General features: G+C 43.8%; 10 protein-coding genes and 1 tRNA gene. 2 read left to right on the forward strand and 9 right to left on the reverse strand.

What is annotated here, in order from left to right:
* Positions 1–34 precede the first annotated feature (34 nt).
* Both WD077_08800 and WD077_08805 read right to left on the reverse strand, forming a co-directional pair.
* Positions 35–445, reverse strand: a complete 411-nt coding sequence (locus tag WD077_08800) for an SDR family NAD(P)-dependent oxidoreductase (GenBank protein MEX0967325.1) — start codon at positions 443–445, stop codon at positions 35–37.
* Complete coding sequence (locus WD077_08805) at positions 442–1,863, reverse strand: dicarboxylate/amino acid:cation symporter (GenBank protein ID MEX0967326.1); 1,422 nt, start codon at positions 1,861–1,863, stop codon at positions 442–444. The genes WD077_08800 and WD077_08805 overlap by 4 nt, the downstream gene beginning before the upstream one ends.
* Before the next feature lie 247 nt (positions 1,864–2,110).
* Here WD077_08805 and WD077_08810 point away from each other — a divergent pair.
* Positions 2,111–2,194, forward strand: a tRNA-Leu gene (locus WD077_08810).
* Positions 2,195–2,251: 57 nt separating this feature from the next.
* Here the strand turns inward: WD077_08810 and WD077_08815 are convergent.
* From WD077_08815 to WD077_08835, 5 genes are all read right to left on the reverse strand, one after another.
* Positions 2,252–2,680 (reverse strand): response regulator, encoded by a 429-nt coding sequence (locus WD077_08815; GenBank protein ID MEX0967327.1) that lies wholly within the window; start codon positions 2,678–2,680, stop codon positions 2,252–2,254.
* A gap of 65 nt (positions 2,681–2,745) precedes the next feature.
* Complete coding sequence (locus WD077_08820) at positions 2,746–5,415, reverse strand: PAS domain S-box protein (GenBank protein ID MEX0967328.1); 2,670 nt, start codon at positions 5,413–5,415, stop codon at positions 2,746–2,748.
* A gap of 87 nt (positions 5,416–5,502) precedes the next feature.
* Positions 5,503–6,666, reverse strand: a complete 1,164-nt coding sequence (locus tag WD077_08825; GenBank protein ID MEX0967329.1) for an ATP-binding protein — start codon at positions 6,664–6,666, stop codon at positions 5,503–5,505.
* Between the two features lie 35 nt (positions 6,667–6,701).
* A complete protein-coding gene (locus WD077_08830; GenBank protein MEX0967330.1) occupies positions 6,702–7,100 on the reverse strand; it encodes a response regulator in 399 nt (132 codons plus the stop codon).
* A gap of 103 nt (positions 7,101–7,203) precedes the next feature.
* Complete coding sequence (locus WD077_08835) at positions 7,204–7,650, reverse strand: gliding motility-associated C-terminal domain-containing protein (protein ID MEX0967331.1); 447 nt, start codon at positions 7,648–7,650, stop codon at positions 7,204–7,206.
* Between the two features lie 464 nt (positions 7,651–8,114).
* Between WD077_08835 and WD077_08840 the strand changes: the two genes are divergently transcribed.
* Positions 8,115–9,464: a sigma-54 dependent transcriptional regulator gene (locus tag WD077_08840; protein ID MEX0967332.1), complete on the forward strand. Its 1,350-nt coding sequence runs from the start codon at positions 8,115–8,117 to the stop codon at positions 9,462–9,464.
* An 85-nt stretch (positions 9,465–9,549) separates the two neighbouring features.
* Here the strand turns inward: WD077_08840 and WD077_08845 are convergent, their stop codons facing one another.
* Positions 9,550–11,103, reverse strand: coding sequence for a capsule assembly Wzi family protein (locus tag WD077_08845; protein MEX0967333.1), 1,554 nt, complete (start codon positions 11,101–11,103; stop codon positions 9,550–9,552).
* Between the two features lie 14 nt (positions 11,104–11,117).
* Positions 11,118–12,503 (reverse strand): undecaprenyl-phosphate glucose phosphotransferase, encoded by a 1,386-nt coding sequence (locus WD077_08850; protein MEX0967334.1) that lies wholly within the window; start codon positions 12,501–12,503, stop codon positions 11,118–11,120.
* Positions 12,504–12,626 lie beyond the last annotated feature (123 nt).

A 12,626-nucleotide genomic window follows, 5' to 3' on the forward strand; every position in this document is an offset into this window, starting at 1 on the left:
GCCGCTTTGGTAGCACAATATAAAGTCCAGCCCTTTACCGGATTTTTGCCGCGCCAGTGCTCACATTAATAATGATCCGTTCCATTTCAGGCCGGGTTGGAATTTTCAGGAAGCTGTTCATCAAAATAATCGGAGCCGTTAAATTGAGATGAATTCCCTTTATGAGTTCCGGCTCAGGCAAAGCACCAAGTCTTTTTACCGGATCTGTTTGCCCGGCATTGTTTATCAGCACTACTTTTTGCGCATCCTTCAGTTCTTTACTAAAGTCAATATCTCCAGCGGCTTCCGGTATGGAAAGGTCAACTGAGCGATGGCTGTAGCGGCTGTGATGGATGGTTTGCCTGCGTGAATAGCCAAAGACCCTCCAACCTCTCTCGAGAAGAATTTCTGCGATGGCCTTTCCTATTCCCGAACTTGAACCGGTAATGTGGGCGATATTTTTCATTTGTGCGCTTCCGGGTTGTAATTTAGTTCTCCTTCTGAACTTGCTATTAGGGTAGCAACCGTAGCATCACCGGTAACGTTCACCACCGTCCGGCACATGTCCAGTATTCGGTCTACCGGAAAAATGATGGCAATCCATGCGGGGTTCAGTCCAACAGAATCCAGCACAATGATGAGCATAATGAGGCCGGCACTCGGCACTGCGGCTGAGCCAATAGAGGCAAGTGTTGCTGTCAGTACGATGGTGAGTTGCTGTCCTAATGTTAAATCCACCATGTGGAATTGCGCCAGGAAAACGACCGCCACCGCCTGGTAAAGGCTGGTGCCGTCCATATTTACGGTAGCTCCTACCGGCAGAACGAAGCTGCTTACATCACGCGAAACGCCAAGATTATCCTGAACGCAATCCATCGTTACAGGCAAAGTAGCTGCGCTGGAACTGGTAGAAAATGCCAACATCTGTGCAGGCCCTATGGCTTTGAAAAATCCGGTGTAGGAAAGTCGTTTGATAAAAGTTGTGAGAATAACGGGATAAACCACGATGACTACCAGCGCAAGACCGGCAAAAACCACGAGGGCATACCAGCCTAGTCCTTTAAAAACCTCATTTACTGATGTAGGATCGTTTCCCGCTAAATCTGAAAGTGTTCCTGCCAGGAGGGCGAAAACGAAAAATGGGGCACCTTTCATCACAATGTCCACCATTTTCAGGAAAACCTCATTTATACCTGTGATGAATGCGATAACGGGTTCAGCATGAGTTCCCGGAATAAGAAGAAGGGTGATCCCAAAGAAGATGGCGAAGAATATCACCTGCAACATGAGGCTGTTGTCATTCAGAGATAGGAAAATATTGCTCGGCACCATGTCTACCAGAAATTGTAACGGACTGGTTTCCTTAACCTTTTCAGCCGATTCGATTTTCTCTTTAACGAATTCATCTATCTCAGCGGTTTTCTCTGCTTCCGGCAAATTGGCTGTATCGCTGAGGCCTGCTGCAGGAACTATCTGCTTGTCATCCAAAATTTCCACACCTTCCTTGCCTGCCACCCAATTTTCATACTCTATCCGATTCTGCAGCCGCTGGTCTTCAGATAGCAACTTGCCGGGCTGGATTGCATTCACCAACCCCAAACCGATGCTAACTGCCAGGACGGTGGTGATGAGATATATCCCCAGGGTTTTAATGCCGATCCGCCCAAGTTTGGTTACATCGCTCAGGCCGCTTATTCCTTTGATGATGGAGAAAAGGACCAACGGTACCGCTATAAGCTTCAGCAGATTGATAAATATGGTTCCAAAGGGCTTTATCCAATCCTGGGTAAACTCACTCCATCCAAGGAAGCTGGAAAGATATGCCCAGCCAATTCCCAGTAAAAGGCCAATAATGATTTGCCAGTGCAGCGCAAGCTTTTTCATATTCAGTATTTAAAGTCCGCGAAAGTGTTAAAAAATTACCTGAATCGGAGTAGTGCTTCAATGGCTGCGGTTGTTCTTTTTAATTTTCCCTGCAAAACCGGCATAAAATTCAGGAAGCCGGAGACGCAAGAAATCATAAACAATAAATCTTTATGCAGCCTATCAATGCTGACGCTTTTAGCAACTTGTTTTTTACTTCCGGCTTGCCCGGGTTAGGAAAGATAGTTTTAATTTTGCACTTCCTTTTGCCGAAGTGGTGAAATTGGTAGACACGCACGTTTCAGAGGCGTGTGGCCGTGAGGCCATGCGGGTTCAAGTCCCGCCTTCGGCACAAAAAAAGCGCTGGCAGATCATTTTCCGCCAGCGCTTTTTTTATGCTTCCATCAGCTCAAATATTGATGGCTTCCAAATACTTTTCGTTTAAGGGCTTATTAAGGTATTTGTACACATAAGGACTTTTGGATGCCCTGTCAAGATCAGCCGGACTTATGGAAGAGGAAAGTACTATGACCTTTGTCTCGTCCTTCATCCGGGGGTATTTCTGGAAAAGCTTGTCATATTCATCCAGAAACCCAAAGCCATCCATTACGGGCATATTAAGATCGAGAAAAATTATTCGGGGTAAATCTTGTTCTTTCTCAAGCGTTCGCTTCAAGTAATCCAAGGCGCTGTTTCCGGATGATTCAACCACTACATGATCAGCAAAATCGCTAGTGGTGATAATCCGCTCATTGATGAAATTATCTATCTCATTGTCGTCTATCAACAACACGTTGTCATACTTACTTGCCTTCCCGGCTTTGTTACTCTTCTTCATCAGATTATGGTTTAAATAAAGGATCTGTTAATTTACTGGTAAAACACAATATTAGTCTTCCTATCTCATTTTTCAATGGGTATTGAAAATATTGATGGCGATATGGGTCTTGAGTATGCATCTGCACCGTCATTTTGTTCTTCATTAATCCAGGGCAAGGTAATAATAAACCGCGTACCTGCGCCTTCAGCGCTCTCCAGCCGGATCTCTCCATTCAGCTTCTCAACAGCATTTTTTGCAATGTATAGTCCCAGACCGGTACCCTTTGCCTGAAGGCTCCCTCTGTAAAACATTTCAAACACTTTTTGTTGCTGCGCAATGCTGATACCGGGGCCATTATCTTCCACTTCAATTTTAAGGCACGGTCCCAGTTTATACACCAGGAGTGCCACATAAGGATCAGGAGCCTTGCAATCGTGGTACTTCATGGCGTTATCAATTATATTCTGAAGAATAGAAATCAGAAGATTTTTATCGCTGTAAAAAATCGGAATATGATCAAGCTGCTTTTTTATGCGTATTTTGTCATAGCCTTCTGCGGAAGAAATACTTTGCAGCACATCCTCTACGATATAAGGCATGTCAATCCTGGAATTTGTAATACCATTGTGGCGAATCCTCACGGTTTGCAGCAATTCAAGTAATATCCGGTCGAGGCGTTGAGTACTCTTGGAAATCAATTGAAAGTACTCTTGAGCCATCCCATCCTGTATTTCACCTGAGGCAAGGTTGGTAAGTCCGATAATAGAAGCCAGGGGCCCTTTCAGGTCATGCGAGGCCTTGTAAACGAAAGTGTTAAGCTCTTCATTTTTATCTATAAGTTTCTGCTCTGCCAGCTTCATGTCCTGAATATCGGTAAAAGTACCCATAGCGCCTATCACTTTCCCCTCTTCGTCCTTTACAGGAGAACCATTCACCAGCACCCAGATGCTATCCTGGTCTATGCGTCTCAATCTCAGCTCATACTGATCTCCGATTCCAAGCTTCCGCAGTTCCGTTTTCTGCCTGATCAATTCTCTGTCTTCGTCTTCAAACACGAGGTCATATATAAACCTACCGATCAGATCCTGCTCGCTGTAACCGGTCATCGCGCAAAAACGGGCATTGGCATACTGGATCATATTTTCATTGTTCACATGTACCATTCCTTCGTGCATGGTCTGAAGTAATGTACGGTATTTCGTTTCGCTTTTTCTTACGTCCTCAATGGCCTGCTTCATCTCTGAAATATCCGTATGGGTGCTGAAAATGCCTTCCACCTCTCCGGAATCATTGTACATTGGGGTGGAACTGGTGAGTATCCAGATCCTTTTACCGTTCTTCTTCAGCAACTGAAATTCGTAATTGTCTTTAACACCCTGCTTTCGCAGTTCCTTCCTGGCTATCAAAAATTCCTTCCAGTCTTCCGGCACAAGAAGATCTGTAATATTCTTGCCTATCAGCTCTGTCTTCTTGTAGCCAGTCATTGCACAAAACTGGTCGTTACAAAAAAGCATAATGTCATCCATGCTGGCATAAGTCAATCCCTCATGCATGGTTTCTACCAGCGAAGTGAACCTGCCTTCACTTATCCTGATCTCATCATCGCTCATTTTTCGTTCGGTCACATCTCTGAAAAAGAAAGTTATGCCCTGTATCTCTCCATTCTTTAACTGGATAGGATATGCCGTATAATCATAGTACCGGCCATTAAGCGGTAAGTGGATATTGTTGATTGTTATTCGATCACCCAACAATACACGATTACATATATCCTCCCAATGGACTCGATGGCCTTTGTCCATTACCTCTAAAACTGCCATGCCTTTCTCAAGCTCGTGTCCGTAGGTTTCACGAAAAAACTCCCGGGCTTTTTCATTATATACCAGCACACAGGAATCCTTATCCAGCGCAACGATGTAATCCATGTTGGTTTCAAGAATGCCTTTTAGATGTGCCTGATGCTCAAGAAGGCTTTGCTTTGATAATTTCCGTGATGTTACATCCCTGGCAAAAAAGGATACCCCGGAGATCTTTGCATCGGTCCCAGAAATAGGATAAATGCTTAAATCAAAATAACTTGCATTGCCATAAGGCTGAAATTCCGAAAGGGTGATTCGCTCGCCCTTCTTCGCTTTTTCCAGCCCTTTTCTGAAGAGTCGTTTCTGCTCAGGCGGTAAGATCCTGCTGAAATTGCTTCCTTCAGAGATGCTTACGCCATAAAGCTCACCGAAATACTCCCTGGCCCTGGAGTTTATATAAATGATATTTTCCCGATCGTCTACTGACCAGATAAGGTCCGTATTGTTTTCCAGCAAAGTGCGGCATTGTGCATCATACTGCCGCTGGCGCTCCTCGCTTTTATGCCGTTCAATGGAATAATGAATAGCGCGGTGAAGCAACTGCGGAGATAATTCATCTTTATAAAGATAATCTTGCGCTCCGGCCTGTATTGCCAAAAGCGCCAATTGTTCGTCCTCACAGGCCGTCAATACGATCACTGGTGCAGCAGAATATTTCTGTTGCAAATGTTGAAGTCCTGAAAGCCCCGTGTAGTCCGGCAATGAAAGATCGAGCAAAATGGCGTCTACCACATTGCCTGCGAGAAACGAAATTGCTTCTGCCAGCCGTGGCACTGTGGAAATGTTATACTTCGTCAGCCCATTCGTTCGCAGCTTCTCCCCGATCAGGCCGGCATCAGCCGGATTATCCTCCACCAACAGAATTCTTAGTAAATTATTCATTGCTTTTCCCATGCTAAAAATTAAAAAATCGGGGGCTGGTGGTTAAGAAATGATTTCATTGATACATGGTTTTGCCTGAAACTGAATCCATGATCAATACTATTTTATCAGGCTAAAATGGAATTTGGTTCCGTGGCCGGGGCGCGATTCCATCCAAATATCTCCTTTATGTTTTTCCACTATTTTCTTGCTGATGGCAAGGCCAATACCGGTGCCTTCATATTCCTCGCGGGTGTGCAACCGCTGAAATACCTGGAATATGCGCTCGCCATTGTTCATGTCTATTCCAATCCCATTATCCTCCACTGTTATCTGCCAGTAGCGTTCCTGCTCCTCTGCGGTAATGGTAATAACGGGAGGCACATCAGGTTTTTTGAATTTGACAGCGTTACCAATTAAATTCTGAAAGAGTTGCCGGAGCTGGTTTTCATCCCCCATCACTGAAGGTAAATTCCGCGTAGTGATCGTTCCTCCTTTCTCCTCCAGGATGCGGGCCAGATCAAACCGCACTTTGTCCACGACTTCATCCAGATTCACCTCCTTCAGCATTTGCTCTTGGGTAGTGATGCGCGAATACTCCAGTAAATTCCTGATAAGAAGTTGCATTCGCTTTGTGCCATCCACAATAAACCGGATGAACTCGTGGCTTTTCTCATCCAACTGTCCGCTGCTGCGTTCAACGAGCAGACCGGCAAAACCACTGATACTTCGCAAAGGTTCCTGCAGGTCATGCGAAGCGATATAGGCGAATTGCGCCAACTCTTCATTCGAGCGGGCCAATTCCACTGCATATCTTCCTAGCGAATAGTTCATCATGGCCAGTTCGTTCTCTGTCCGCTGCTGATCAGTAATGTCAATCATCACTCCCGTAATTCGCAACGGTTCAGCCTCGTCCCGGTAAGCTATTCCAATCCGGTTCATCACCATAATGAACTCATCCCGGGAAATTCTGAATCTGTGAACATGCATCAGAAACCTCTTCCCTGCAGAGATGGCTTCTTCCAGATTTCTCAACAGTTCGGGGAAATCATCAGGATGTACATTCATTTGCCACCATTCGTGGCTCAGGTGCTGAGGTTCCCACGCATAGCTATATTCTATTGCAACAAGATCTTCGAGATCATACTCGTCCTTCGCTGTGAATTCCTGTGCATGTTCGCTGAAAGGCAAGCTGGAAGAAAGGATCCGCGTTTTGACGTGGTAGGCGGATTGATCAATGGAGTCAGGCAGTGATAATGCATTTTTGCTTTTTTCCTCTGCCATGATTTTAAAATTATCGCTTTCAACTTTTTGACCTATCAGAGCGCTATCGCTCCCAATATGTCTTCATTAAGCGGTTTATTTAAAAATTTGGACACATACCTGTTGCTGTTGGCGCGGTTAAGATCCTTAAAACTTTCAGAGCTTGAGAGCATCACGATCTTGCACCGTTTTGTCACCGTTTCAGGAAGATTTTTATACTCATCAAGGAACTCGAACCCATCCATAACCGGCATCATAATATCCAGAAGAATTATATCAGGAAGTTCGTCAGGTGTTTTGCTGGTTTTTTTAAGGTAGTCCAGCGCCTCCCCTGCTGATTCGCATACGTCCACATCGCGAGCAAAGCCGGTGTTGCGCACAAGCTTCTCATTCACGAAGTTATCCACATCGTTGTCATCAATCAGTAATACCTTTTTGTACTTTGGGGTCGTCATTTTTGTTGGATTTAATTTGATTGCTAAATTTTACTTTAAGGGCCGAAAATAAAAACAAACCATGAATTCATCTCAAATTTATTTATTGAAAAAGGCTCGGCTCTTATCTTAGCAGGGTTACGCTGCCTGAAATATGCCTTGCCCCTCCTCCGTGGCCAATGGCTGAGACTTGGTAAAGGTAGGCATTGCTCTCCACAACTTTTCCTTTATATGTACCATCCCAGCCTTCATCAAGTTTATCACCTTCATATATCTTCTGGCCCCAGCGATCATATATCTGGATTTTACAAGATTTAATTCCTCTGCCTTTCACCTTGAACTCTTCGTTCAAACCATCCTCATTTGGCGAAAACGCATTGGGCACAAAAACCGTCATGGCCGGTATCACTTCTGCAATATTGCTCATGCTCCACACATCCTCATTTCCCGATTGCACTGCCGTAATCCTGTACCTCATTTTCCCGTCATCCGAAGCTTGGGCAAATGCGCAATTCCCAATGCCCATAAAACCTATTAATCCCACTAAAAACAAAAGTTTTCCCTTTTCCATGATAATGCTTTAATAATTTTCCGAGGCAAAAGTATTTGCAGAAAAAACCTGCGGCAATACCTTTAAAAGTTGCAAAGAGCACATGTAAGATTATCATCAATGTCATTAAAGGTCAGGGTTTGTTCTAAAGCATCGAAGCATCTGGTATTGCAGTACTGGCACAGGTTTCAGGCTGATGCACCCGCAAAGAAATCTGGTGTATTTCACTCCTTTTACTATTGTTAGAGAAATATCATTCCCGAACCGCAAAACAGTCCGGTGAGAAAAGCAAGACGCGCAATTTTATAAGTCCTTACAAAAAGGACCTGAATGGATGAAACCCGTTCCCGGCAAGAGGCTACAGGCTATTTACGAATTGCTTGGATGCAAGAAAATTATATTATCCGGCAATATTTTATTACAGGTATTTCAATTTTGTAAATGATTATTAAAATACAATAAATATCCAACTGCCATTTCAGCTATTGAAAAAGGATTGGCTGGATAAAATGATCGCAATCGCCTTCAACCTGATGAATGACAGAAATTGCGGACAAACCGGGGCGTTCAATAAACTATTCTGGGGACTTTCGAGGCTTCAACAGAATGCATCTACACATATAAAAGCAAAACTCAGAATGTCCAGAAATTTTATGATCAGCATATTCCTTGTTGAGGATGAAGAGATTTTCGGTAAGGTGGTGGCTCGCGCGCTCGAAAAAGAAGGAAACTACAACGTAACACTATTTAAGAATGGAACGGATATGCTGGCGCAACTCCACCTCAATCCTGATATTGTAATCGCTGACCACTACCTGCCGGATATGACCGGCATAGAGATCCTGGAGCATTTAAAACGGTATAATCAGAATATAATTCCCGTAATGGTATCAGGCCAGGAGCGCGTGGAAGTAGTAGTACATGCCTACAAAATGGGCGCGAAAGACTATATAGTAAAAAACCAAAGCGCAGTGGTGGAGATTGTGAATTCTATTAAAAACCTGAGCGGGACAATCACCCTTCAGCGTGAGGTGGAAACGCTTCGTGAAAAGATCATAGACCGCCACCGCTATCGCCACATGATCGGTGAAAGCAAGCCCGTGCTTTCCGTACTTCGCCTGGTGCAAAAGGTGGAGCAAACCAATATGCTGGTAATGCTCACAGGAGAAAGCGGGACAGGAAAAGAGGTAATTGCGAATGCCATCCATTATAATTCTCCGCGTAAAAGAAATCCTTTTGTGGCCGTGAATATGGCAGCCATTCCTGAGGACCTGGTGCAAAGCGAACTTTTCGGCCACGAGAAAGGCTCTTTTACCGGAGCCGACAGCCGTAGGATAGGGAAATTTGAAGAGTCCCACAAGGGAACAATCTTTCTTGATGAGATCGGGGAAATGGATCTGAGTATACAATCCCAGTTGTTGCGTGTATTGCAGGAAAGCAAAATAACACGTGTAGGAGGCAATAAAGAAATACCGCTGGATGTGCGCATTATTGCAGCCACCAATAGAAACCTGGCGCAAATGGTACAGGAAGGTACTTTTCGTGATGATCTTTTTTACCGCCTCCAGGGATTCCTCATCCATCTTCCGCCCCTGCGCGACCGGGGAAACGACATTATCATCCTGGCTAAGCATTTCCTGGCCGAATTCACTGCTTCAAACCGATTGGGCAAAAAAACACTTTCCAAGGAGGTGATCGAAGCCCTGCTGCTCCACGACTGGCCCGGTAACATCCGTGAACTAAAATCATTAATTGAAAGAGCCGCCATTATTTCTGACGAAGACATTATATATCCTGAAGATCTGATTTTTTCAGCAGGTGAGGTGAAGGTTTAGAATTGATTTATTTTTATGTTTTTAATTCTAAATAAATATAGGTTTCTTACGATTAAAAAATTAACAGGGATTAAAAGTCTATTTATTATTGAGATGTGTCCTTAATTCTTTCAATTAACATGACCTGAACACCCGCCTGAAGCCCCCAGTTTTCTGAGAGTTCACCCCAGTCAGCGGCTACGTCAATATTGAATATCAATGGATAATTTTCTTTGGGTTTTATCTGCATTTTTAACTGGGAATATAATTGATCTTTTCCCTTGAAAAAGAAGTAACTCTCATGATCGAATGTCTCTTTCTTACTTCCCCATTCAAAGCGGCCACCATTTAAACCGGTGTATGTGCCTGAATTATTTGTATAAGTAAATTTAGCCATCAGGCTTAAATACTTTTTAGGTTGAAGGAGAATTCCGAGGTGATGGCCTGACACCCGGTTGTTCACGATAGCTCCGGAAAGTGCATCAGAAAACTGGGGCTGATATTGTTGCATTCTGTTAATTGTGGTAATGAGCGGAGAACCCAACACCATATTCCCGTAGGTCCAGCCGCCTTTATATAAATAATTATTGTAATAATCATCACGGCCCCCATACTTATGGCCATAATTGCTTCTATGCTCCAGCGGATCCGGAGTTCCGGGTCCCGATTGATATTTTGTATTTATAAATTCGTATACAATTTCTTTAAATATTTTATTATTTTGAAAGGAAAGGTCAATCCCAGCAAGCCTGTCCCTGTTAAAAAACCATTTTATACCTGAATGATCTTCAAAAGGAATTTGATCATAAATTTTAATTCTTACCTCGCCTAATTTAAAGGAAATACCTTTTTCTAATACACCAAGATGATTTCCAAGCCTGTTGCCGCTTTCTCCACCCGCCACGCTGCTTTTGCCGCTACTCGCAGTGATAACCCGCAGAAAATCACCGAAGCTATTGTCCAACTCCCCCAGCACAGGCGAAGTTCCGCCCCACATCGCATAGTGACGCAACCCTCCATACATACTAAAAGGGAGATTGCCTTTCAACATAAAATGCAGGCTTTTTTCATGGAGCCATGTTCCTTTTGCATACCGGTCATTACCAAACCAGCCATGTCCAAATCCGGCCTTGAAATGCAACCAATCCTGCGTGAAAGGTACCTCAACAAATCCTGGCGTTTCAATCATTATCATAGGAACAGGCGTAGTATTTCCACTTTTTGCCAAAGAGCCAGATGTAAGTGTGTCATTCATCAACCCCTGTACCTGCTCCTTTCGGCCTGCCCACGCCCTGAGAAATTTCCATTCTACTCCACCATATCCTTCATGAATATAAGTTTTGCTCAAAGGAAATTTATCAGACACAGCTAAGCCTGTAAAGAAATTCAAGTCCTCTGAAAAATGGTGTTTCCATTTGGCACCAGGTTTCAGAATGTAGGGATCAACAGAAAGCAGCCCATGCGACATGGAATAGAGATAATGAGGCAAATATTCCTTTGCCGAAAAAGCTGCAGAACTCTCCAGCGAAAACCAGATGCTATCCTTTTGAGCAAATGATTGCAAAGGGGCCACAAGGCAAGCCCATCCCAGCACCAGGAAAATGCAAATTCTTCCGTGCAGGAGTTGGAGTGAAAGACGATTCCTGGCATGTTCGGGCATTGGAATATCTGCTTTTAGTAAACCTTACCATTGCTTCTTACGAGAGAGGCAAGGGTAAGCCAAATAATTTTGAGATCAAAGTTGAACGTCCAGTTTGACAGATAGAAAAGATCCAGTCTTACCCGGTTTCGCATACAATGCGGGGTGTTGGTTTCGCCCCGATAACCTTTTGCCTGAGCCAGACCGGTAATTCCCGGCTTTATGGAATGCCGGACCATGAACCGGTGAATCTCACCATAATACTCATCGTTCAATTGATAAGGATGTGGGCGGGGACCGATTACGGACATATCTCCCTGCAAAACATTGATGAACTGCGGAATTTCATCCAGGCTGGTTCTTCGGAGAAATGTGCCAAACCTTGTAATTCTATCATCATTCCTGGTTGCCTGCTGCCAACCATCCTTGTCATCCACCTTCATCGTTCTGAACTTGTAACAAACAAAGGGCTTATTGTCTTTACCTGCACGGGTCTGCCTGAAAAATGCGGGGCCGGGTGAATCCAGCTTGATGAGCAATGCGATAAGTGGGTAGAGCCAGGAAAAAACCAGCAACAGAAACATGAGCGAAAATCCCAGATCGAAGGCCCGTTTCATTACACAATTAAAATTATCATCCAAAGGAATGGCCGAGACACTCAGCACCGGAATATGGCTATAACGCTGTAACTTCAGTCCTTTCACAGAAAATCCACGAAAGTCAGGAACGAGATTTACCTTAATGAAATTCTCTTCCCCAAAATCTACAATTTCCTTCACCTTATCGTATGCAATGTTGGGCAGGCATATATAGATCGCATGCACGTTATTTCGCAGGCAATAGGCAGGAAGCTGAGCAATATTACCCCTCACACTTGGAACGGCAGCATTTCGATCGTCAAAAAAGCCAAGAAAATTGAAGCCGTAAAAAGGGAAGTTCTGGAAATATGAATTCAGGCTTTCAGCCACATCACTATACCCTACTATTACTACATTTTTAATATTCTGTCCTGACATTACGATCTTCCGCTGGCTGTATACCTTTAAAATCAGCCAGGTAAAAATGATTGGAATAAATATTAAATAGGTGAACAAAATATTCAGCCTGGGTACATAAGACCATTTTTGAAAGGCGAAAAAAGCTGCGATCAGCAGAAAATGAATTGCGATAACAATCAGGTAATTCACCATGATTTTCGTAATGCGGATATTAGGCGGAGGTGCATGAGGAGTAAAAATGGCTCCCAGCAATAGCCAATACACGTTGATCTGCAATAGAAACAAAGCAGGCGCTGCGCTGAGTATCTCCGTAAAAGATCCAAAACGCAAGAAGTACGAAAGAAAAAAGGAAATATTCAGTAATAAAAGGTCAGAGAACAAAAGAACTTGCTTCAATCGTCCGTCCATAATAAATCCATTCATTTTTAAGAGGGTTAATAAATAATTAAAAAAGATTTAAATACTTGATAATTGAGTGCCCAACCTATGACAGGGTGTGTAATCGGAACTCTGTCCGGGCAGCTTCCTGGGCGGGGGCGCCCCCGC

The organism is Bacteroidia bacterium (assembly GCA_040880525.1).
Taxonomy (GTDB): domain Bacteria; phylum Bacteroidota; class Bacteroidia; order CAILMK01; family JBBDIG01; genus JBBDIG01.